This is a genomic window from Sinimarinibacterium arenosum (genome assembly GCF_005047655.1).
Classification (GTDB): domain Bacteria; phylum Pseudomonadota; class Gammaproteobacteria; order Nevskiales; family Nevskiaceae; genus Solimonas.
Map to the genome: position 1 here is coordinate 430,323 of NZ_SUKF01000004.1, position 22,655 is coordinate 452,977.

The window sequence follows — 22,655 nt, forward strand, 5'->3', positions numbered from 1 at the left end:
CCATGATCAATGCCATTGTCAACGCGGCCGTGCGCGGCCGCTTGTTCATCCTGCTCGCCTTGGCCGCTGTCCTGCTCGCCTGTGCGCTGCTGATCCCCAAGCTCAACCTCGACGCGTTTCCGGACGTGACCAACGTCCAGGTCGTGGTCAACACCCAGGCGCCGGGCCTCGCCGCCGAAGAAGTCGAGCAGCTGATCACCTACCCCGTGGAATCGGTGATGTATGCACTGCCGGATATTGCCGAAGTGCGCTCGGTATCGAAGGTCGGCCTGTCGGTGGTCACTGTCGTGTTCAAGGAAGGCACCGATCTGTACTTCGCCCGCCAGCTGGTTTTCGAGCGCCTGCAGGCGGCTCGGGAGCAGATTCCCGATGGCGTTGGCGTGCCCGAGATGGGGCCGAACACCTCCGGTCTCGGTCAGGTGTTCCAGTACGCGCTGCGAGCCGATGACCCCAAGCAGTACGACATCATGGCGCTGCGCAGTCTCAATGACTGGGTGGTGAAGCTGCTGCTGGCCCCGACGCCCGGTGTCACCCAGATCCTGTCCTTCGGTGGCGATGTCCGGCAATACCAGGTGCAGGTCGATGCCGCGCGCCTGCTGGCCCAGAAGCTGTCGGTCGAAGAAGTGGCGAAATCGATCGAAGATAACAATCGCAATGCCGGCGGCTGGTATGTCGATCGCGGTGCCGAGCAACTGGTCCTGCGCGGCGTCGGCTGGGTGCGCAGCGGCGCGGAAGGCCTGCGCGATATTGCCAACATCCCGATCAAGAACGCCGACGGCGTGTCGGTCAAGGTCGGCGACGTGGCAACGGTGGCCTACGGTCCGGAAGTACGCCAGGGCGCGGTGTCGATGTCGGTCCGCAATGCCTACGGCACGCCCCGTGCGCTCGGCGAAGTGGTCACGGGCATCGTGTTGAAGCGGCTCGGTGCCAACACCAAGGCGACCATCGACGGCGTCAAGGCGAGGCTGCCGATCATCCAGAAAGCGCTGCCGAAGGGCGTGGAACTGGTGCCCTATTACGACCAGGCCGATCTGGTCAACAAGGCGGTCAGCACGGTCACCAAGGCGCTGCTCGAAGCCTTCGTGCTGATCGTCATCGTGCTGCTGTTGTTCCTGATGAACGTGCGCGCGACGCTTCTGGTGCTGCTGTCGATCCCGCTGTCGCTGGGTCTGGCGCTGGCGGCCATGTCGTACTGGGGTGTGTCGGCCAACCTGATGTCGCTGGGTGGCCTGGCGATCGCCATCGGCATGATGGTCGACGGCTCGGTGGTGATGATGGAGAACATCTTCAAGCACTTGTCCGAACCCGATTCGGAACATGCGGCGCATGCAAAGTCAGTCAATCCGGGCGACCCCGATCCCTACGACTCCGCTCACGACCGGCACAGCATGGCGGTCCGCATCATGTTTGCCGCCCGCGAAGTCGGCCGGCCTGTGTTCTTCGCCGTGTTGATCATCATCGTGGTGTTCACGCCGCTGTTCTCGCTGGAAGGGGTCGAAGGCAAGCTGTTCCAGCCGATGGCCATTTCCATCGTGCTGGCGATGCTGGCGTCGCTGGCAGTGGCATTGGTCGTGATTCCGGCCCTGTCGAGCTATTTCTTCCGGGGTGCGGTACATCACCGGGACAACTTCGTGCTGCGCTTCCTGGAGCGCACCTACAGAAACGTGCTGGACTGGGCACTGGGTCATCGCAAGACCATCGTCGGTGCGGCGGGTGCGATGTTCGTCGGTGCCCTGGCGCTGGTACCGCAGCTCGGTACCGAGTTCGTGCCGATCCTCGAGGAAGGCACGCTGGGCATGCGCATCACGCTGGCACCGTCGGTGAATATGCCGACCTCCGTCGGCCTGTCGAAAAAGGTCGAAGCGAAGCTGATGGAGATCCCCGAGATCACTTATGTGCTGAACCGCATCGGCCGGCCGGAACTCGGTGGTGATCCCGAGGACGTCAACAACCTGGAGTGGTACATCGGCGTGAAGCCGGCCGATCAATGGCAGTCGGCGAAGAATCGCCCCGAGATGGAAGCGCTGATCGCCGAAAAGCTCGAAGCCTTTCCCGGTCTGCTGGTCGCCTTCGGTCAGCCGATCGCGACTCGGGTCGACGAACTGCTGTCCGGTGTCCGTGCCCAGCTGGCGATCAAACTGTTCGGGCCTGATCTCACGGTTCTGGCGGAAAAAGGGGCAGCGATCGAAGCACTGACGCGCAGCGTGCGCGGGACCAAGGATGTCGCGATCGAGCAGATCGAGGGGCAGGCACAGCTCGTGGTCCGGCCGGATCGCGACCGGTTGGCACGCTACGGCATCCCGGTCGCCCAGGTCATGAACCTGGTGTCTGACGCCATTGGCGGCAAGACCGCCGGCCAGGTCATCAGAGGCAACGAGCGTTACGACATCACCGTTCGACTGGCGGAAGCCAACCGCGCCAACACCGAAGCGATCAAGGCCCTGGTGCTGCAAGGCACCAACGGCAGCCAGGTGCGGCTGGGCGATGTCGCCGACCTCGACATCGAAGCCGGCCCGCCACAGATTCGCCGCGATGACGTGCAGCGGCGCGTCGTGATCCAGGCCAATGTCGAAGGCCGTGACATGGGCAGCGTGGTCCAGGAACTCGACGAACGCATCGCCCGCGAAGTGAAACTGCCGCCGGGCTATTCGGTGGTGTTCGGCGGGCAGTTCGAGAACCAGCAGCGCGCGCAGGCGAAGCTCGCAATCGTCGTTCCGCTCGCGCTCGGCCTGATCTTCCTGCTGCTGTTCTTCGCCTTCAGCTCGATCGGCCAAGCGACCTTGATCATGGTCAACGTGCCGCTGAGTCTGATCGGCGGCATCGTCGCCTTGTTTCTGTCGGGACAGTATCTGTCGGTGCCGGGGTCGATCGGCTTCATCGCGCTGTTCGGCGTGGCGGTACTGAATGGCGTCGTGATGGTCACGGCGATCAACCAGCGGCTGGCCGACTCAGGCGATGCCGCGCGCGCAGTGTCCGAGGGAGCGTTCTCGCGCCTGCGACCGGTGTTGATGACCGCCTTCATCGCCGCCCTAGGCTTGATCCCGATGCTGCTGGCGCAAGGCATCGGCTCGGAAATCCAGCGACCGCTGGCCACCGTCGTGGTCGGCGGTCTGTTCTCGTCGACCTTGCTGACCCTGGTCGTGTTGCCGGCGCTGTACCCGGTGTTCTCGAAGAAACTGATCGTGCCGGACGAAAACTGATGTCCGGCAGATCGAATACGGAGTGCGGAAGATGACCAAGTCCCCTGCTAAGGATGCCTGCGGCAGCTGCAACGCTATCGAACTGGAGCCGACACCCATGGCAGTCGACCGCAGCCGCCAGCAGTTCCGGATTCCGACGATGGATTGCGCCAGCGAAGAGTCGGAGATTCGCCATGCGGTCAATGGCATTGCCGGCATCGGTTCGATGAGCTTCCAGCTCGGTGCGCGCACGATGACCATCGAAGCACCACCTGCTGCAGTCGAGCAGGCAGTGGCCGCCATTCGCAAGGCGGGCTTCGATCCTCTACCAATTCCGGCTGCGGCGCCGGGTGTGACTGGTGCGAGTTCCAGAATGGGTGCGCCTCCGGGCCTGGTCACTCCGCTACGCAAGATGGTTCTGGCGCTGGTGCTTGCCGTGGCTGCGGAGGCCATCGCGTACTTCCTGTCCGAAGGAACCGCGACGACCGTCGCCGAGATGGTCCTCGCCCTCGGCGCGATCTGGCTGTCCGGCTTCGATACCTACAAGAAAGGGCTCGCGTCGCTGCGCCGTGGTCGCCTCAACATCACAGCGCTGATGACCGTAGCCGTCACTGGCGCTTTCCTGATCGGGCAATGGCCGGAAGCGGCGATGGTGATGGCGCTGTACTCGATAGCCGAACTGATCGAGGCCCGCTCGCTGGATCGGGCGCGAAACGCGATCCAGAGTCTGATGGCACTGACGCCCGACAAGGCCGAGATGCGTCAGCCGGATGGTAGCTGGATGATGTTGCCGGCCACGGAAATCCCACTCGAAGCCATCGTGCGCATTCGTCCCGGCGCACGCCTGCCCCTGGATGGCGTGGTGACCGCCGGCAACAGCGCTATCGACCAGTCGCCCGTCACCGGGGAAAGCATTCCGGTCGACAAGACCATCGGCGATCCGGTGTTTGCAGGCACCATCAATCAGTCGGCGGAGCTTGAATTCCGCGTCACTGCGGCAGTGAGCAACACCACGCTGGCGCGGATCATCCATGCGGTGGAAGCCGCGCAGGGCACGCGGGCACCGACGCAGCGCTTCGTCGATCGATTCGCGGCCATCTATACGCCCGGCGTATTTGTACTGGCACTTGTGGTGGCGTTGCTGTCACCGTGGCTGGCGGGATGGACGTGGACGGCTTCCTTCTACAAGGCGCTGGTCCTGCTGGTCATCGCCTGTCCTTGCGCGCTGGTGATTTCAACACCGGTGACCGTGGTCAGTGCGCTGGCAGCAGCTGCTCGCCGCGGCATCCTGATCAAGGGCGGTACGTACATCGAGGAAGCGCGGAAGATCTGCGCAATCGCGCTCGACAAGACCGGCACGATCACCGAAGGCAAGCCCAAGCTCGTTGAGACCGAGATCCTCGACGGCTCTGATGGCGAGGCCTTGCTAACTGTCGCGGACAGCCTGTCGTCTCGATCCAACCATCCGGTTTCCAAGGCGATCGCCGACGGCTTGAACCGCGAAGCCGAGGAGGTCACTGGATTCACGGCAATCGTGGGACGAGGCGTGTCAGGCCAGATGAGCGGCGAACGCTACGTGATGGGCAATCACCGCCTGATCGAGGAACTTGGGCTGTGCAGCCCGGCGCTTGAAGCCAAGCTCAAGGTTCAGGAAGAAGCCGGGCGTACGGTCACCGTGCTGGCGTCGAGCCGAGCGGTTCTGGCGCTGTTTGCCGTTGCCGACACCATCAAGGAAACTTCCCGAACCGCGATCGCCGAACTGAAAGCATTGGGTGTCACGCCAGTGATGTTGACCGGCGACAATCAGGCCACTGCACGCACCGTCGCCGAGCAAGCAGGTATTGCCGACGCGCGCGGCAACCTGCTGCCGGAAGACAAGCTGCAGGCCATTGTCGAGATGCGCAGCCAGTACGGCCCAACGGCAATGACCGGCGACGGCATCAACGACGCGCCGGCCCTGGCCAAAGCCGACATCGGCATCGCGATGGGCGGCATGGGAACGGATACGGCCATGGAGGCCGCCGACATCGTCATCATGAACGATGACCTCCGCAACATCGCCGTCGCGATCCGGCTGTCTCGGAAAACCCACGCCGTGCTCTGGCAGAACATCTCGCTCGCGCTCGGCATCAAGGCGGTGTTCCTGGTGATGGCGGTATTCGGCAACGCCTCGATGTGGATGGCGGTGTTTGCCGATATGGGCGCCAGCCTGCTGGTGGTCGGAAACGGCCTTCGCCTGTTGCGGGCACCGTCCGACGACTGCAAAACCTAGCTTTCGCGGAGCAGTATCAGGCCAGTGAGGCCACTCCGTCGCAATCCTTGCTTTCGGGCTTCCCTGAACCACTGTCCTCGACGGTGTGCAAGCGATTGGGCTGCCGCGTTCGCTTACCTTGGAAGCGATAGGCCGGAAGCCCACTTCCAGAAGCTCATTCGTCTACCAGTACGAACACACCAACCTTTGCACTGCTCAACTCGTTGGCGTCAGCTGGTCAGCTCGTAAGGCACGACTGCGCAACTTTGCCGGCGATCACTGCTCAACTACTTGGCGTTCTGTACTGGCCGGAGGCGGTGCCGGGCTGCTGCAGTTTCCGGCGCTGATCCTGCTGGGACTATCCTTCGCCGCTGCTGTGGCGACACACAAAGTTGCCGTTGTCGCCCTAGGTGTCGGCTCCACACTGCGCCATGTCCGCGAGGGCGGTATCGACTGGCGCTGGCTGGGCCTGATGACGCTGCTGGGATTGCCCGGCGTGGTGTTCGGCACGCGTCTGGCGCTGACGATCCCTGACCGCCCCGGAAAGATCGCCTTTGGCTTGGTGAATATCGGCCTGGGCATCTACTCGATTGTGCGCCCCCAGTTGGGCCTGACACCTCAACCGCGCAATCGCGAAGGCCGCGGGTTCAGGATCGGCTGCGTTCTGGTGATCACGGTTGGCGGCCTGACAGGCTTGATTCCGTCCGGCCCGGGCGTCTTTACCACGTTGCTGTTTCTGACCTGGTTTGGATTTGATTACCGGCAGGCCGTTGCTTACACCATGATCATCGTCGGCCTGCTGTGGAACAGTGCTGGCGCGATCACCGCCAGCTGGAGCGGACCGGTGCAGTGGCCGTGGATTCCGGCATTGATCGTCGGCGGTCTCCTTGGCGGGTACGCCGGGGCGCACCTGGGACTGCTGCGAGGCAATCGGTTCATCAAGCGCGCGTACGAGACCCTGACCCTGCTGATGGGAGCCAGTCTGGTGTACGAGGGTGTTTTTTCGTCCGCGCTGACGCGCGGCGGTTGACAGCGTCGCGCGCGACTACGGCGCGGCCATCACAGACGGTTTCAGCACCGCTGGGAGCGTGCTCGACATCAGCCGGGTAATCCGCGCTGGCACATCATTGTCGACCTCACGCAGGGCAACGCGGATCGCCGATGCGAACGCCTGTGCGTCTGCGCTGCCGTGTGACTTGATCACGATACCGTTCAGGCCGACAAAGCTGGCCCCGTTGTAGTTGCGCGGGTCCATGCGGCCACCCAGCGCCTTCAGCGCCGGCATCGCCATCAGCGCCGCCATCTTGGTGAAAATCGAGCGCGTGAACTCTTCCTTGATGAAGTGGTAGATCATCTTGGCCACGCCCTCGCCGGTCTTCAGGGCGACATTGCCGGTAAAGCCGTCGCAGACAACCACATCGATGTCGCGCAGAAAGACGCCGTCGCCTTCCACAAAGCCTACGTAGTTCAGCGAGGACGCCTGCAGCAGCTGCGCGGCCTGTTTAATGACCTCGTTGCCCTTGATCTCTTCCTCACCGATGTTCAGCAGGCCGACCTCCGGACGCTCAATTCCGCGCGTCGCGGTCACCAGGGCACATCCCATCACCGCGAACTGCAGCAAGTGTTCGGCGGAACACTCGGCATTGGCCCCCAGATCCAACATGTGGATATGGCCGCTGACTGACGGAATCATCGAAATAATCGCGGGACGATCGATTCCCGGCAGTGTCTTCAGCACGAATTTGGCGGTTGCCATCAAGGCGCCGGTATTACCGGCTGATACTGCCGCCTGTGCGCGACCTTCCTTGATCAGGTTGATCGCCACGCGCATCGACGAGTCTTTCTTGCCGCGCAGAACCTTGGACGGCGACTCATGCATGCCCACCACTTCACTGGCGTGCTGAATCTGCAGGCGCGGATGGTCGGACGCCTTGCGCTGCTGTAGCGATGCGCGCAGCGCGGTCTCGTCACCGACCAGAATCAGATTGAAGCCACTTTGCTCCGCCAACACGGAAAGAGCAGCGTCCACGACCGTTTCATGGCCGTGGTCGCCGCTCATCGCGTCGACTGCAAGATGGACTGGTGCCCGCATGGGCACGCGTCAATCCGACTGCTTACTCGCTGGCTTCAGCCGTTGTCGCCTTTTCGATCACCTTCTTGCCGCGGTAATAACCGTCGGCCGTCACGTGATGACGACGATGGGTCTCGCCCGAGGTCGGGTCGGTCGACAGGGTCGGTGCCTTGGTCTTGGCGGCCCACTGCGAATGACGATGACCACGCGCCGAGCGCGACTTGCGTGACTTCTGAACTGCCATTGCTCTACTCCGTTGGGCCCGAGCCCTGATCCTGTTTCGCTTTCAACTGCTGTTTGAGCGCCGCAAACGGATTTTCCCGTTTGGCGACCGGCTCGACCCCCGGTGCGGGCAACGCAGCGAGAACGGCATTTTCGCACGTTTCGCAGCGTGGCAGCATCGGCAAAGCCAACAACACCTCTTCCTCAACCAATTCCCGCAGCGGCAAGCGGTCAGCGCGCGCCCAATACGGGTCTGCCGAACCAATGCTGTCGCTGTCCTCGTCCGCCTCGCTTTCGACCAATCGCAGATCAAGCTGGGCATTCAATGGCCACGCATACACCCGGTCGCAGCGCAGGCACTGCAATTGCAGCGTCCCACTCAATGAACCGTGCAGTCGCGGCCAGCCACTGCGCGTATCGGCCATCAAGTCGACCGACACCGATTGCGCATCGTCCGCAAGCGCTTCACTCAACCGCGGCATCGCCGCGAGCGGCAGATCGCCACAGAAATGCTGCTCCTGCGTCACTGCTACTGATGCGCGCACCTCGTGCGGAATACTCATCGCCGTGCGACCTCCTGCGACGCGCTTGCGGCCCAACCGAACCGGCTTGCCTGTTCGAGGGGCGCGCATCATAGTGACGCGCCCCCTTAATGTCAAAGAAATTCAATGCTTAAAGGCCATCTGACGGCACCGCCGGAGCTGCTCCTGGCCTCAGGATCGCGCTACCGCGCCGAATTGTTGCAGCGCCTGCGTCTGCCGTTTCAGGCCATCACATCCGAGGCGGACGAAACCCAGCAGCCCGGCGAAGCCGCCGACACTCTGGCCTTGCGCCTCGCACACGACAAGGCCGCGGCCTTGCGCGACCGGTTTCCGCAGGCCTGGATCATTGGCTCAGACCAAGTGGCCGTGCTCGACGGGCGAGTGCTGGGAAAACCCGGCAACGCCGCAACGGCCCATGCGCAGCTGAGCGCGGCATCGGGCCGCAGCGTGAACTTCCTGACCGCCGTGGCACTGGATCTACCGTACCGGCCGCCAGCCCACGCCCTGGATGTCACCCAAGTTCAATTCCGGAAGCTCAGCGACGCGTCGATCCGACGCTACATTGAGATCGAACCCGCATTTGACTGCGCCGGCAGCTTCAAATGCGAGGGCTATGGCATCACGTTGTTCGAACACATCCGCGCCGAAGATCCCACCGCCCTGATCGGGCTGCCGCTAATCGCCGTCGCGCGGCTGCTTCGCGAAGCTGGCTATCCCGGAATCTGACCAGGAATCTGGCGCGCGCTGAGCCAGTCGGGCAAGTGCGCTACCGCCTCGATCACGGCCTGCGCACCGGCACGGTGCAGTCGACCGGGATCATGGACCCCGCAGGCCACGCCGAGTCCGGGCATCCCGATGGCCGCCGCCATGCCGATGTCGTACTCGGTGTCGCCGATCATCAAGGCCTGATGCGCAGCAAGCCGTTCGGCGTCGAGCAGCTCATGCAACATTCGTGGATCGGGCTTTGACGCTGTCTCGTCGGCGCAACGCGAGTTCACCACCAGCGCCGCCAACTCATGATGGTGCGCCAGCGAACGATCCAGTCCACGTCGCGACTTTCCTGTGGCGATGACGATCCGCAAGCCTTTGCGATGCAGTGCACGCAGGGCATCGAGCGCGCCGTCAAACAACGGCGCCTCCCCAGCGCCCTCTGACAGCCAGCGTGCGCGATAACCATCGAGGAGACCGCGCAGTCCGTCCACCTCCAGCTCCGGATACAGGCGCTGGAGCGCCTCATTCAGCCCCAGGCCGATCAACTCGCGGATCGATTCGTCGCTGCGGGGCGGCAATCCCAGACCGGTGATCGCTTTCTGCATGGCGCCCACGATCTGTCCGGCAGAATCCGCAAGCGTTCCGTCCCAGTCAAAAATCAGCAGCCGGACATCGCGCATCGATCCGCTCATCGCGTCCGCCTTCGACCCGGCGCGCCGGAGCGAGGAGGCTTCGGTGCGGACAGGCGGTCGAGCACACTGCGCAGCTCATCAGGCATCGGCGCCGACAGCAGCAACTTCGGAAAGTCGTCCTGCGCCGGCAACTTCAGATAGTGCGAATGCAGAAACATGCGTTTGAGGCCGAGCTCACGCAGCGCACGGTTGGTTTCGCGCTCGCCGTACTTTTCGTCGCCGGCAACAGCGCATCCCAGTGCCAGAGCATGCACGCGAATCTGGTGCGTACGGCCGGAAAAAATCATGACCTCGCATAGCGTTGCATCACGATATTTCGCTTTCGGCGAGAACCGTGACATCGACGGCTTACCTTCTTCCTCATCGATCTCGACCCTGCTTTCGCCGCTGGCCAGACGACTGCGCATCAGCGCTGCATCGACATCGTGGTCCTCCCCCTTCCAGGGACCGATCAGCAGCGCGAAGTAGCGCTTGTCCGCTTCGCCGTACTTGAACGCCCGCTGGGCCCGCAGCAGCGCCGGGCGCGACTTGGCCAGCAATAGCACGCCGCTGGTATCCCGGTCGAGGCGGTGACACAGCTCGATGAAGTCATAGCGGTTCCATGCGCGAACGGTTTCAATCACGCCGTACGGCACCCCACTGCCTGCGTGCACCGCCAGTCCCGCCGGCTTGGACACCGCAAGATAGTGTTCGTCCTCATAAATGATGGCTTCGCGCAGTCGATTCAGCACCGTATCCGGAGGACGCACCGCCTCCGAGGGCTCGGCCATCCGCACTGGAGGGATCCGGACTTCGTCGCCGGTCACCAGCTTGCGCTCGGCTTTGACCCGCCCTCCGTTCACCCTCACCTGACCCGACCTCAAGAGCCGGTAGACATGCGATTTCGGAACGCCAGGCATTTGTTTTAAAAGAAAATTATCCACCCGCTGACCGTCTTCACCGGCAGTGATGGAAATCTTGCGGACTTGGGGGCGATTCTGTGTCAAAATATGACGTTCCGAGGATTCAAGCGGAAAAATCCGTTCCCGAATCTACGGTTACGGAAGAGAAATAAAGCGGTGAGGCAGCGCGCATTCTAGCAGCCCGCCTTGCCGCCCAAGAGTTCAAGAGTTCAGGCCGCTGGCCTTTTGCGAGCGGCTGTTACTACATAAACCGCGCATGCGCGCCCCCGGGCCCATCACACGACTCGCACGATGACTGCCGTCCTGCCGACCTGCCCGATTGTGCGCCGCAGCGCCAACCTGGAACCCCTGCATGAAACGCATTTTGATCAACGCCACGCAGCGCGAAGAGCTGCGCGTGGCCATTGTCGACGGACAGAAGCTCAGCGATCTTGATATTGAAACCGCTGCACGCGAACAGAAAAAAGGCAACGTTTACAAAGGCCGCATCACACGCGTAGAGCCGTCACTCGAGGCCTGCTTCGTCGAATACGGTGCCGAGCGCCACGGCTTTCTGCCGGCAAAGGAGATCGTCAAGTCCTATTTCAAGGGCGGCTCAGGCAATCTGCGCGAGCAGTTGCAGGAAGGCCAGGAAGTCATCGTCCAGGTCGAAAAGGAAGAGCGCGGCAACAAAGGCGCCGCCCTGACCACCTACATTTCGCTGGCCGGCCGCTATCTGGTCCTGATGCCGAACAATCCGCGCGCCGGTGGCGTATCGCGCCGCGCCGAGGGTGACGAGCGCGAGGAAGCCAAGGAAGCGCTGGACAATCTGGACATTCCCAGCGGTATGGGCGTGATCATCCGCTCCAACGGCGTCGGCAAGACTGTCGAAGAACTGCAGTGGGATGCCAACTATCTGGCCGACATCTGGGCCGCGATCGAAAAGGCTGCCGCAGAACGCAAGGCGCCGTTCCTGATCTATCAGGAAAACAACATCATCCTGCGCGCGCTGCGCGACTATCTGCGCCCGGACATCGGCGAGGTGATGATCGACAGCGAAGAGGTCTACGAGCAGGCACGCACGCATCTCGAACATGTGATGCCGCAGCACTTGCCGCGCCTCAAGTTGTACAAGGACGAGATGCCGCTGTTCTCCCGGTTCCAGATCGAATCGCAGATCGAACTGGCACACGAGCGCACCATCCGCCTGCCCTCCGGCGGCTCGATCGTGATCGATCACACCGAAGCGCTGACGGCAGTCGACATCAACTCCGCCAAAGCCACCGGCGGCGGCAGCATCGAAGACACCGCGTTCAACACCAATCTTGAAGCGGCCGACGAAGTGGCCCGCCAGCTGCGACTGCGCGACCACGGCGGCCTGATCGTGATCGATTTCATCGACATGAATTCGACCAAGAACCAGCGCGAAGTCGAAAAGCGTCTGGAGAACGCGGTTGAAATGGACCGTGCCCGCATCCAGATCGGACGCATTTCCCGCTTTGGCCTGCTGGAACTGTCACGCCAGCGTCTGCGCCCGTCGCTGGGCGAACATACCCAGATCCCCTGCCCGCGCTGCAACGGCCGCGGTCAGATCCGCTCGGTCGAAAGCCTGTCGCTGTCGATCCTGCGTTTGATCGAGGAAGAGGCGATGAAGGACCGTACCGGGCGCATCATTGCGCAGGTTCCGGTCGATGTCGGCACCTTCCTGTTGAATGAAAAGCGTCTCGCAGTGCGCGAGATCGAGGCGCGCTGCCGCGTCCATGTCGCGGTCGTGCCCAATCCGACGATGCACACGCCGCATTACGAGATCCGGCGCGTCCGCGCCGATCATCTGAATCAGGACAACAACTCTGATACCAGCTACACGCTGGCTCAGAACTTTGATGCCGAGGCGCACGAAGAAGCCTCGCGCCCGGCAGCAGCACCCCGTGCGCTGCCGGAAGCCGCAGTCAAGCAGATCCTGCCATCCGCACCCGCGCCAATCGTGATTCGCGAAACCGTGATGGCCCCGACCACCAGCGGCGAAGGATTCTGGGCCAAAGTGATGCGCTGGCTCGGCTTCGGCAACGACAAGACGCCGGAAGAACCCAAACCATCGCTGCAGAACAAGTCGAACGCGCGCCGCAACAACAGCAATGGCCGCGGAGATCGTCGCGGTGACCAGCGCGGCGACCAGCGTCGGGATCAGCGTCGTGGCGGCAATGACAAGCGCCGTGACGGTGCCAGGGATGGCGACAAACGTCGGGACGCGCAGCCACAGGGCGGAAACAAAGCACAGCAACAGCAGCCCGCCAAGCCACGCGATGGCGCCGGTGAATCCGGCGGACAGCCGCAGAAACCGCAGCGCCAGCAGCCGCGTCGCGATGATCGCGCCAATCCGCCAGCGGATCGCCAGCAGGGGCCGCAGCAGAAGCGTGAAGAACCGCGTCGGGATGCAGAGGCTCCCAAGCCGGTCGCAGCAGTCCCAGTGGAGGCGGAAACCCTCGAAGCTGCAGCACCTGCTGCTGGCATGCCCGACAACAGTCGACCCACGGGCACCGGTGAAGGCCGCGAGGGCGGCGGTCGTCGGCGTCGCCGTGGCGGACGTGGGCGTGGTCGCCGCGACCGCGAGGCCACCGCAGGCCCCGGAGAAACTGACGGCGCTGCGGACTCACTGCAGGCGCCGACGGATTCGCTGCAGTCTCCTGCTCTTGAAAGCGTCGACGCAGACGCGATCGTCGTGACTGTCGGCGTGGCCGCTGCCGCCGCACTGGAAGCGGCAGTCCAGACGCCAGGCGACACCGCTGCCGCAGCGCCAGCCGCTGACGCCATGGTCAATTCAGCCGAGATCGACGCCGTGTCACACGACGTTGCGTCCACGGCACCTGCCGCCGAGCCTGTAACAGCCGCGCCGATGCCAGCCGCGCTTCCGGCAGATGAACCCTCCGTCGTAGCGCCGACCGAATTCGCCAATCCGGCGCCATTCGAGCCGGTGGCTGCTGCTGTCGTTGATGCCACTTCGGTGGAACCTGTCGCTGTGATGCTCGAGGACGCGCCGGCACGTGAATCCAGCGCAGTGATCGTCACCGACGAACCGAGTCCCGATACCGATTCGTCACTGGCAGTAGAACCGGTGTCAGCGATGTCATCACCGGAAGACGACATCACGCCGCAAACGACACCCGTGGATCCAGCTGCCGAAGCTGAGGTTGAGCCTGCGCCGCCGCCGGCACAGTCCGAGGCCGCTGTCGCAGCCGAGCCGGAAGCGGCACAACCGGCGCAGAGCAGCGACGAGGCTCGTCCGCAGTTCCGCGCAACAGCCCCGGCATCGGACTATCTCAAACTGTTCGAGCAAGCGACCCGTCCCGCTCCGGCGCCGGCATCACCGGACGATGTGAACGGAAAGCAGGACACCGATACGTCGCATTGATCCAGTCGCAACACGCAGCAGCGCGCAAGCACTGAGCGATGACGCTTACGGCCCGATCAAATTGATCGGGCCGTTTTCGTTGGGCCCGATTCAACCGGGCAAGCCACACCTCCGCATCCACACAGCGCTGTCAGCGTTTGCACACCGTGTTGAACGCGTAACAGCCAAGCGACCGTAGACGCTGCACGCGCCGCCCCACGGGTATCGGTCCGGATACCCGCTCACCGCGACGATAGCGATGACTTCGGAAACCCGACAGGTGTCGTACGAGTTCGCAACGCGAACGTCCCGGTTGCTCACGCCCCCACCGATTACCGCCGCGCAATAAGAGACCCCGCCGGTGCGATAGAACCCGACGGGGAAGGGGGGAGTCTGGTCATCGGTACCGCACAGGTCGCCTAGCGCACGGTGATGCTTCCCGACATGCGCTTTCCGTGAATTGCGCATTCGTAGGGATATACGCCGGGAGTGTCGAAGCGGCGGCTGTAGCTCGCCTCGTGGCGCAGCCGCGGACTCTGTTGGTCAGCGAATTTGACGACATGATTAGAGCCATCGGTGTTCGTCCAGGTGACGGTCGTTCCCGGAGCAACCGTCAGATTGGGCGGCTCGAATACCATGAACCCGATCGACACCGCGGCTCCGGACGTCGACGCGGGCGGAGTGGGCGTTGGTTCGCCGGCAGCAGGCTCAGAATCGACCGCGGCAGATTCCACTGCAGGCTCAGCCATCGTTCCTGGCACGGCCGGAGATACCGTCATCGCGCCCGCAATCGGCTCCAGTACGGGCGCCGGAATTGCGGTGCCCTCGCCGACGGCGGGTTCCATCGGCGCAGCCCCGACACCGGTCTGCAGAACCTTGAGCTCAACCCGCCGGTTCAGCTCACGTCCCTGATCGGTTGCGTTGTCTGCAACGGGCATCGATTCGCCAAAGCCGGCCGAACTCAAACGGTCTACAGCGATGCCATGCTCAACCAGATACTGCATCACCGACATTGCGCGGCGCTCAGACAACTTCTGGTTGTAGGCATCACTTCCCTTGCTGTCGGTGTGCCCATCGATTTCAACCTGGATATCCGGCCGCTTGATCAGTGCATCAACCACCAGGTCCAGCAGCGCCTTGGCGTTGACCGTCAGGTTGGCCTTGTCGAATTCGAAATTGACGCCACGCAGGACAATCGTGTCACCGGTCTTGCAGCCGTCCAGGCTCATCGCCTGCCCGGGCGACGGCAATTCACACGGCGGATCGGCCTCGTCGTTATCGTCAGACGAAGTGCAGCCCGGATCAGCCGGAAAATCGACCTTCCCATCGCTATCGTTGTCGACGCCGTCACCACACTGCGCAGCCGGTGGCGGCGGCGCAACCGGCGGCACGACCCGCACCGAAGCAGGTGGCGGCGTTGTCTGCGTATGCTTGCCGATCGGGATCCGGAAACCCAGATTGAATTGCGGCTCCTCGAAGTCAGCCTGATCCGTATCCCAGTGGTACAGCGCCTCGAAGCGTACGCGCACCTCACTGCCCCAATCGAATCCGATGCCGGCGTTGTAAAGGGTGCTGTCGCCCACCATCGCGTCACCGTGCAAGAAGAAGCCCCGCCCCGGTGACTCGAAGAAATAACTGGCACCAATGCCACCTGCGGTGACTTCAAAGTCCTCCGGCTTGGGACCAATCGGCTGCCCTAGAAACCGGGGCCGATTGTCATGTGCGCTGTACTGCAGATAGCTACCGCGCAATTCGATCTCAAGGTTCGGCGAAACAGGCTTGCCGATCGCCAGGGTGCCTCCAATTCCATCGTCGGCATCACGCGCATCATCGGCCAGCACGTACGAAAACATCGGCACGATATAGGCTCGATCGTCGATGTCATACGCCTGCGCCGCGTGGGCAAGTCCCACGCTCAGTGCGCCGACGGCAAGCGTACAGACACCGAAATCTTTCATCGTGATTTCCCTGATGATGCGTCCTCGGCAGTCATCCAGTGCAACCGCGTAGACATCGCCGATACTCGATTTCGCGACGCAGCCATCTCAGATCCACGCGCTCCAGGCGTCAACGATGACGACCAGCGTGCCGACGACAGCGCAGACACCCAGCACGATGTCGCCGAAAGTGATCGGAGCGGTGCCAAGCCACCCGAGGTTGTTGGGATTGGCATCCTCAAACACGCCTGATGCGTCGCCATGCACTGTTGAAATCTCTGCCTTGGCAGCTGCAGCGGTCGACACCGCTGTCCCATGACTTGCTTGCATCGCGCACCTCAAAAATTTCTGAAGGCAAAAAAAATCCACCTGCGCTCAAATTGAGCGAGGTGGACGTCTTCATCCGATCAGAACCGTCGTTGGTTCCGCCTTGCAGCCAGAAGCAGCAATCATCATGCCAGCGACATCCGGTGTTCGGCCAATACTCGAGATCCCGCCTTGATCATGGCGGCATCTTCGGGCACATCCTCTCGTCAGCGTAGACAGCCGTCGACCAACAGCGAGGAATCGACGTGTGAAGCCTCGCGCACATGCGCAGCCATCCGAGTGCCACGACCACCTTAGGAAGAGCACTGCAAAGCCGCACTGCGCGCGATCTTGGTGCGTACGCATCGCACCCCTCGGCACCAAGCCGTGGCACACATGTGTGATGACCTTGTCACGCTGCCGCTCGCGAGCCGAGCCTGGAGCGGCTGGCATGATGGTTGCGATGTACCGTTTCAGCGACTGCGGCATCTATTGATCGACGCAGTCCGCAGGCCAACGGCGGCCCGCAACGGATAAGGACGTCCACCTTGGCCCCGACGGGCGCAGGTGGATTTTTTTTGTACGACGAGTTCAATGGTGTACGCAAAACAGCTCAGACACATTCAGGTTGGCCCGGCACGGCGTTGCGCAAGCATGTTGCTCGCTTCCGCACTGGTGCTGGGCATTCCGCTGCTCGCTGTCGCCGCGGAACCGGGTGCGCTCGACGCGGCGGTGAACTCGGTGACTCGCGATGCTCTGGCACTTGAACGCCGCATGGATCAGGCCGAGGTCGTCGGCCTCAATCTATATGTCGGAACAGAAGTCGAAGATCTTCTCCTGCGCAAGATTGAGCTTCGCATCGACGATCTGCCCGCAACGACCTATGAATACAGCGCCGCCGAGTCGGATGCACTCGCATCACGGGACCTGCACCACGCACTGATGACGGCGCTGTCGCCCGGACAGCATCGCCTGCGCGCTGTTCTGATTTCACGCAAAGTGGATGCGCGCCCGACGACGCCTCGCATCGTCACGAGCGTTGATCAATTCATCCAGAAATCAGCGGATCCGCTGACGCTGGAACTGACCCTGACCGAGGGAGGATTCCGCAAACCCCCGCAGATCCGCGTGCGCGAGATCCAGGATCGCGGCCCGCTGCAGCAGCGCGCGGCACACCTGCTGCAGTCAATCGGTCGCACGCTGACGGCCAGCATCGAACTCGACGGACTTCCGCCCCTCGAAACATCCGCCGCAGCGGTAATAACCCCAGAAACCGTCACGCCATCGCAGATCACTCGCTTCAACCAAGCGGTGGAACAGATGCGTCAGGGCGACGCCGAGCAGGGACGCGCCGCCCTGGACGCCATCGGTCAAAGTACGCAGAACGACTCAACGTCGCTACGACTGCGCGACCTTGCCAATCTGACGCTGGGCTACGAATTGCTGCGGCAGCGCAGCGGAAAGGCCGCGATCCCGGTGCTGTCGCGGGTGCGCAGTCCCGGCCCCTACGGCAATCAGGCGCTGCTTGGACTGGGTTGGGCCTACATCGCACCAACTGCAAAAGCCAGCCCCGGCACAAACGCCCCTCCGACTCAACCCGGCGATCAACTGTTCCCGTCTCTGGTCGAAGACACGCCGGAAGCAAGGCGCACTACCCCGTTCCGCAACGCCTGGGCGGTCGCCATGGGCAGCCGCGGCGAGGATCTGAAGGACGCGCTGGCGACGTGGACCGAATTGATCGGCCGTGACCCAATCGATCCAGCGGTTCAGGAGGGCCTGTTGGTGGTGCCCTACGCACTCGGACATCTCGGTGCGCACGAACAATCCGAACACTATCTGCAACGTGCTATCCAGCAGCTCGACGCCGCACGTACCGAGCTGGATACCGCGATTGAGCATGTGCGCAGCGGTGCACTGGTACAGGCGATCGACGCCGGCGTCTCCGACGCCGACAACGGCTGGCGCTGGTCCCTTGCGGATCTCTCGTACGCGGACGACAGCGCATACGTACGTCATCTGATCTCGCGGCGCTCGTTCATCGATGCCTTCGAACGCTATCGACATCTGCGCGAAGCGGATGCGCTGCTGAATCTGCATGCAGGGCGCCTGCATTCCCTCCTGCAAGAAACCGGCTCCCGCAATGCCCCTGACCTTGCCGCATTGCAGTCACGCGTTGCTGCGCTGCTCACCACGGTCAATCAGGACACTGTTACGCAGCGCAGCCAGCTTGAGAGCGTTGCGATTGCGCAACTTGACCAGCTCAAGCAGCACACCGGCCGGTACCAGATCGAGGCACGGTTCACCTTGGCACGCATACACGATCGGAATCTTGACGACGAGAGCCCTCTGTCGACGAGGGGCGACCAATGAAACACAATCGGCTACGTGAAGGGTCAGCAGCGCTACTCTGCGTCATCGGACTGAGCGCCTGTCAGACGCTGTCCATCAAGGAGACGCCGCCGTCGACTGCGGGCTCGATTGCAGCCCACAAGGATTTGACGTCGACATTCGGCTTGAAGTATCTGGTCGCCAAGACGCCCAGCATGGTCAATGTCCAGACCTCCGATCCGGTCACTCCGGACACGCGTCTTGCGCTGGCGCAGTACGACGAGCTTCTGCAACTCGCACCGGATCCCATGACCCTGGCCGAAGCGCTGCGGCGCTCTGCCGATCTGCGGGTACAGATTGCCGATGCCGGAGACGATACCGACGGCGTGGAGCTGAACAAGGCCATCGCCGCATATCAGCGCATTCTCAAAGACGTTCCCACCTACCCTCACAACGATCGCGTGATGTACCAGCTCGCGCGCGCCTATCAGCTGTCGGGCGACAACGATCGCGCGACGGCACAGCTCCGCGAACTGGGCCAGAGCTATCCCGATTCCGAGCGTACCGCCGACGGCATGTTCCGCGCCGCCGAGCTGCTGTACACGAAAGGCAACTACGCGGACGCGGCCACGGCCTACGCCACGGTGGTCGCATTCGGCCCGGACAACCACTTCCACGACATCGCGCAGTACAAATATGGCTGGGCATTGTTCCAGCAGGGCAAGTACAGCGACGCATTACCGGTGTTCATGGCGGTACTCGATCGCGAACTGCCCAAGGGCAAGCTCGACGATACCGCCACGGCGCTGAGCCAAGCCGATGGCGGCTTCGCCAGCGACACGCTGCGGGTCGTGAGCCTGTCGTTCGCGTCGCTCGGCGGCGGCGTGGCGATCAATGACTATCTGAAACAAGTGGGCAGCGAGCCACGCTACACCGTTCTGCTGTATGACGCGCTCGGCCGACTGATGCTGGATAAACAGCGCTACAGCGATGCGGCCGAAACCTTCACAGCATTCATCGACCAGCATCCGCAGCATGCACTGTCACCCGCATTTCAGCGACGCGCAATCGACGCCTACGCCGACGGCGGGTTCACCGAGCGCGTGATCGCGGCAACCGAGCGCTATGTTGACGACTATGCGCCGGGCGCAGCCTACTGGCATGAAAGGACACCGTCGGAAGACGTACTGACGCACGTACGCATCGACCTTGAAACGCTGGGCAAACACTATCAGGCGCAGGCGCAACAGCTGGCATCCACAGACGATGCCGCTCGCAAGACGCAGTTTGCACGCGCTGCAGAAGCGTACCGTCGCCTGCTGCAGTGGTTCCCGCAGGATCCGCAGATCGCATCGATCAATCTGCTCTACGCAGACACATTGCTCGACAGCGGCCAGATCCTGCATGCGGCAGAGCAGTACGCGCAGACAGCGTATGGTTATCCCGACTACAGCGGCGCAGCGGACGCCGGGTATGCGTCGGTGCAGACCTATCAGCGCCTGATCGCCGAGGCCGATCGGCAGGCGGGCAGCAGCAAGCGTCAGCCGGCGCTGCACCAGGCCATCGATGCGGGCCTGCGCTTTGCCGAGCACTTCCCGGAACACGCGCAGCGCGCCGCGACACTGGCGCGCACGGCCGAGAATCTGTTCGAGCTGCAGGATTACGAACGCGCAATCGAAATCGCCGAACAGGTATTGCAGGCACAGCCTTCCCCCGCGTCGCAGCGCAGCGCGCTCAGCGTCATCGCCGACGCACGCTATGCGCTGCAACAGTATCCGGAAGCCGAAACCGCCTATCTGGCACTACTGCAGCAGGTCGACGTGGACGACCCGCTGCGCCCCGCAATGTCTGAGCGATTGGCCACCTCGATCTATCGGCAGGCAGAAGTCGCGCGCGCCGCAGGCGACCAGCGCACCGCTGCCGACACCTTCCTGCGCATCGGACGCCTGGTGCCGTTCGCACCGATCCGTGCGACCGCGGACTACGACGCGGCCGCCGCACTGGTCACCCTGGAAGACTGGCCGGCTGTCGAACAGACGCTTGAAGGCTTCCGTCAGCGCAATCCCCAGCATGAGCTGATCGCTGACGTCGACAAGAAGCTTGCCGTGGCCTACCAGAAGGACAACAAGCCGGCGCGCTCTGCCGAAGCCTTCCTGCGCATTGCCCAGCGCACCAGCGAAACCGCAGACACCCGACGCAGCGCCGCATGGCTGGCCGCACAGCAGTTCGATGCCTCTGGCGCTGTTGCGCAGGCGATCAACGCCTTCGAGTACTACGTCATCACGTTCCCGCGCCCGCTGGCACCGACTCTGGACGCGTTGCAGCGCCTTGCTGACATGGCACGCGACGATCAGCACGACCGCACACGACAGACGCGCTGGCTGCAAGCGATCGTCGATGCCGACCGTGGCGCCGGCACCGAGCGCAGCGAACACTCGCGTGAGATGGCGGCGACGTCACTACTCGCCCTGGGCCGCATGCATGCCAGCGATGCACAGGCGATCCGGCTGAGCGCACCGATCGATGCCAGCCTTCCGCGGCGCAAGGCTGAGACCGAAACCGCCATCGCGCTGCTGGATCAGGCTGCGGCATTCGGGTTCGCCGACGTCACCACGGCCGCAACCTTCGAGCTCGGAACGGTGTATCGCGAATTCGGCAAGGCACTGATGCAATCCGAGCGACCGCGCAATCTGTCGGATCTGGAACGCGAACAGTACGACCTACTGCTTGAGGAACAGGCCTACCCGTTCGAGGAGAAGGCAATCAAGGCGCATGAGGCCAACCTCAAACGCATTGGTCAGGGTCTGTGGGACCCCTGGATTCGCCGCAGCGTCTCAGCGCTATCCGAGCTGGTGCCGGCGAAGTATGGCAAGAACGAACATCGGGAGATGATCTATGAATCGCCGGCTTGAACTGATCGTCGCCGTGAGCCTCGCGTTGGGAATCAGCGCCTGCAGTGGCCCCGGCGTGCGCCAGGGCTCGACGCCGCGACCGCAACCGCCGAAGCAGAGCCCCACGCTCCCCGCTGCATCGGCAGACGAAGCCGACCAGCGTTTCAAGGCCGCATTGGCCTTGATGAAGGACATGCAACCGGATGAGGCGCGCCAGGCGTTCGAGGCGCTGGCGCAGGCATTTCCCAACATGTCCGGCCCCTTGACCAATCTGGGCATCCTGTACGCCCAGGGCCATGATCGGGAGCAGGCGGTCGCGAATTTCTCGAAAGCGGTTGCAGCCAATCCGGGCAATGCTGTCGCACTGAACTGGCTGGGCATTCTCTATCGGGAAACCGGCGACTTCAGACGGGCGGAACAAGCCTACCTGCAAGCACTGAAGACTCAGCCCTCGCAGGCTGACGCGCATCTGAATCTCGGCATTCTGTACGAGGTCTCGCTGCGACGCCCGGTCGACGCCCTGACGCACTATCGCGCCTACCTCGAACACGATCACGGAGACGATCTGATCGTCACCGCCTGGGTCAAGGAGCTTGAGATGCAAGTCGGCACTGCGGTGGCCAGCAGCACCGGGGCTGGAAAATGACCGCTCGACTCGCTCTTTTTGCGCTCGCTCTGATCTCTGGATGGCAGCCCGCAGCCGCGCAGGACAGCGCTACCGCGCCCGGAACGACGATCGTCGGCGAGCAGGACACGGCAGTCGGTCTGTACCTGACGCCATGGCAGGACGAAACCGCATCAGATGTTGACCGTCCACCGGGACTGTACGCACCGCCGCTGGCGCAGTTGGACCCGATGGAATTCCAGCGCCTGGTCGATTACGACGACGCACGGCTGGCGTATCGCCGTGAACGTCTGCAGCGCAGTCGCTGACACAGACTATCCGCGCATGTCCACGCACCGGGATTGCGCAGACCCTGCACGTTTGCACAACGACTGCCCCAGCGTGGATCGGCCCGGGCTGCGTTGCTGCTCGAGCGCTCAGCCATCGCGCCTGGGGCGGCCGCGATGCAATGAAGCTGTGTGCGTGTACGTATCGAAGGATCGCAACAGCGAATGAAGTGCATGCAGACGACCTTGGCACGGCGTTTGCGATGGTGAGGTGACGGGTTGCTTGGGTGATCCGAAACAAGTTTGCGGGATTGGGCAAAGGCGCCTGGTCCGCAGGATATCGACGTCCACATTGCTGGCATGGC

At 63.0% G+C, this 22,655-nt stretch carries 16 protein-coding genes; 9 read left to right on the top strand and 7 right to left on the bottom strand.

Annotation, left to right across the window (positions count from 1 at the left end):
* The first annotated feature begins 2 nt into the window (after window positions 1-2).
* From E4T66_RS10990 to E4T66_RS11000, 3 genes are all read left to right on the top strand, one after another.
* Window positions 3-3,200 carry an efflux RND transporter permease subunit gene (locus E4T66_RS10990; RefSeq protein WP_136849058.1) on the top strand — a complete coding sequence of 1,066 codons (3,198 nt, stop codon included), beginning with the start codon at window positions 3-5 and terminating at the stop codon, window positions 3,198-3,200.
* Between the two features lie 31 nt (window positions 3,201-3,231).
* The gene (locus E4T66_RS10995) at window positions 3,232-5,451 is read left to right on the top strand and encodes a heavy metal translocating P-type ATPase (RefSeq protein WP_136849059.1); all 2,220 of its coding nucleotides are present in this window, start codon (window positions 3,232-3,234) and stop codon (window positions 5,449-5,451) included.
* 283 nt (window positions 5,452-5,734) lie between these two features.
* On the top strand, window positions 5,735-6,460 hold the full coding sequence (locus E4T66_RS11000) for a sulfite exporter TauE/SafE family protein (RefSeq protein WP_367396756.1): 726 nt from the start codon (window positions 5,735-5,737) through the stop codon (window positions 6,458-6,460).
* Between the two features lie 15 nt (window positions 6,461-6,475).
* Here E4T66_RS11000 and plsX read toward each other — a convergent pair whose 3' ends face one another.
* From plsX to E4T66_RS11015, 3 genes are read right to left on the bottom strand one after another with little or no spacing between them, the layout of a single operon-like run.
* A complete protein-coding gene (gene plsX, locus E4T66_RS11005; RefSeq protein WP_136849060.1) occupies window positions 6,476-7,522 on the bottom strand; it encodes a phosphate acyltransferase PlsX in 1,047 nt (348 codons plus the stop codon).
* A gap of 22 nt (window positions 7,523-7,544) precedes the next feature.
* Window positions 7,545-7,745 carry a 50S ribosomal protein L32 gene (gene rpmF / locus E4T66_RS11010; protein ID WP_136849061.1) on the bottom strand — a complete coding sequence of 67 codons (201 nt, stop codon included), beginning with the start codon at window positions 7,743-7,745 and terminating at the stop codon, window positions 7,545-7,547.
* Window positions 7,746-7,749: 4 nt separating this feature from the next.
* On the bottom strand, window positions 7,750-8,286 hold the full coding sequence (locus tag E4T66_RS11015) for a YceD family protein (RefSeq protein ID WP_169577570.1): 537 nt from the start codon (window positions 8,284-8,286) through the stop codon (window positions 7,750-7,752).
* A gap of 105 nt (window positions 8,287-8,391) precedes the next feature.
* On the opposite strand from E4T66_RS11015, the gene E4T66_RS11020 reads away from it, so the two are divergent.
* Window positions 8,392-8,991, top strand: a complete 600-nt coding sequence (locus E4T66_RS11020; protein WP_136849063.1) for a Maf family protein — start codon at window positions 8,392-8,394, stop codon at window positions 8,989-8,991.
* Here E4T66_RS11020 and E4T66_RS11025 read toward each other — a convergent pair.
* Window positions 8,976-9,668, bottom strand: a complete 693-nt coding sequence (locus E4T66_RS11025) for an HAD family hydrolase (protein ID WP_248679631.1) — start codon at window positions 9,666-9,668, stop codon at window positions 8,976-8,978. The genes E4T66_RS11020 and E4T66_RS11025 overlap by 16 nt on opposite strands.
* The gene (locus tag E4T66_RS11030; protein WP_136849064.1) at window positions 9,665-10,654 is read right to left on the bottom strand and encodes an RluA family pseudouridine synthase; all 990 of its coding nucleotides are present in this window, start codon (window positions 10,652-10,654) and stop codon (window positions 9,665-9,667) included. Before E4T66_RS11030 ends, E4T66_RS11025 begins: the two co-directional genes overlap by 4 nt.
* 268 nt (window positions 10,655-10,922) lie before the next feature.
* On the opposite strand from E4T66_RS11030, the gene E4T66_RS11035 reads away from it, so the two are divergent.
* Window positions 10,923-13,958, top strand: coding sequence for an Rne/Rng family ribonuclease (locus E4T66_RS11035; protein WP_136849065.1), 3,036 nt, complete (start codon window positions 10,923-10,925; stop codon window positions 13,956-13,958).
* A 398-nt stretch (window positions 13,959-14,356) separates the two neighbouring features.
* Here E4T66_RS11035 and E4T66_RS11040 read toward each other — a convergent pair whose 3' ends face one another.
* Together E4T66_RS11040 and E4T66_RS11045 are read right to left on the bottom strand one after the other, a co-directional pair.
* Complete coding sequence (locus tag E4T66_RS11040) at window positions 14,357-15,895, bottom strand: OmpA family protein (RefSeq protein WP_136849066.1); 1,539 nt, start codon at window positions 15,893-15,895, stop codon at window positions 14,357-14,359.
* A gap of 87 nt (window positions 15,896-15,982) precedes the next feature.
* A complete protein-coding gene (locus E4T66_RS11045) occupies window positions 15,983-16,204 on the bottom strand; it encodes a hypothetical protein (protein ID WP_136849067.1) in 222 nt (73 codons plus the stop codon).
* 630 nt (window positions 16,205-16,834) lie between these two features.
* On the opposite strand from E4T66_RS11045, the gene E4T66_RS11050 reads away from it, so the two are divergent.
* Genes E4T66_RS11050 through E4T66_RS11065 form a run of 4 tightly spaced genes read left to right on the top strand, consistent with a single transcriptional unit; the run spans window position 16,835 to window position 22,332 of the window.
* Window positions 16,835-18,550, top strand: a complete 1,716-nt coding sequence (locus E4T66_RS11050; RefSeq protein WP_136849068.1) for a hypothetical protein — start codon at window positions 16,835-16,837, stop codon at window positions 18,548-18,550.
* Entirely contained in the window at window positions 18,547-21,420 is a 2,874-nt protein-coding gene (locus tag E4T66_RS11055) for a tetratricopeptide repeat protein (RefSeq protein ID WP_136849069.1), read from the top strand. Before E4T66_RS11050 ends, E4T66_RS11055 begins: the two co-directional genes overlap by 4 nt.
* The gene (locus tag E4T66_RS11060; protein WP_136849070.1) at window positions 21,404-22,045 is read left to right on the top strand and encodes a tetratricopeptide repeat protein; all 642 of its coding nucleotides are present in this window, start codon (window positions 21,404-21,406) and stop codon (window positions 22,043-22,045) included. The genes E4T66_RS11055 and E4T66_RS11060 overlap by 17 nt, the downstream gene beginning before the upstream one ends.
* Window positions 22,042-22,332, top strand: coding sequence for a hypothetical protein (locus tag E4T66_RS11065; RefSeq protein WP_136849071.1), 291 nt, complete (start codon window positions 22,042-22,044; stop codon window positions 22,330-22,332). The genes E4T66_RS11060 and E4T66_RS11065 overlap by 4 nt, the downstream gene beginning before the upstream one ends.
* Window positions 22,333-22,655 lie beyond the last annotated feature (323 nt).

Coding starts and splice junctions, on each gene's coding strand:
- E4T66_RS10990 (WP_136849058.1), top strand. CDS start 3: ATGATCAATGCCATTGTCAACGCGGCCGTGCGCGGCCGCTTGTTCATC.
- E4T66_RS10995 (WP_136849059.1), top strand. CDS start 3,232: ATGACCAAGTCCCCTGCTAAGGATGCCTGCGGCAGCTGCAACGCTATC.
- plsX (WP_136849060.1), bottom strand. CDS start 7,522: ATGCGGGCACCAGTCCATCTTGCAGTCGACGCGATGAGCGGCGACCAC.
- rpmF (WP_136849061.1), bottom strand. CDS start 7,745: ATGGCAGTTCAGAAGTCACGCAAGTCGCGCTCGGCGCGTGGTCATCGT.
- E4T66_RS11015 (WP_169577570.1), bottom strand. CDS start 8,286: ATGAGTATTCCGCACGAGGTGCGCGCATCAGTAGCAGTGACGCAGGAG.
- E4T66_RS11020 (WP_136849063.1), top strand. CDS start 8,392: ATGCTTAAAGGCCATCTGACGGCACCGCCGGAGCTGCTCCTGGCCTCA.
- E4T66_RS11025 (WP_248679631.1), bottom strand. CDS start 9,668: ATGAGCGGATCGATGCGCGATGTCCGGCTGCTGATTTTTGACTGGGAC.
- E4T66_RS11035 (WP_136849065.1), top strand. CDS start 10,923: ATGAAACGCATTTTGATCAACGCCACGCAGCGCGAAGAGCTGCGCGTG.
- E4T66_RS11040 (WP_136849066.1), bottom strand. CDS start 15,895: ATGAAAGATTTCGGTGTCTGTACGCTTGCCGTCGGCGCACTGAGCGTG.
- E4T66_RS11045 (WP_136849067.1), bottom strand. CDS start 16,204: ATGCAAGCAAGTCATGGGACAGCGGTGTCGACCGCTGCAGCTGCCAAG.
- E4T66_RS11050 (WP_136849068.1), top strand. CDS start 16,835: ATGTTGCTCGCTTCCGCACTGGTGCTGGGCATTCCGCTGCTCGCTGTC.
- E4T66_RS11055 (WP_136849069.1), top strand. CDS start 18,547: ATGAAACACAATCGGCTACGTGAAGGGTCAGCAGCGCTACTCTGCGTC.
- E4T66_RS11060 (WP_136849070.1), top strand. CDS start 21,404: ATGAATCGCCGGCTTGAACTGATCGTCGCCGTGAGCCTCGCGTTGGGA.
- E4T66_RS11065 (WP_136849071.1), top strand. CDS start 22,042: ATGACCGCTCGACTCGCTCTTTTTGCGCTCGCTCTGATCTCTGGATGG.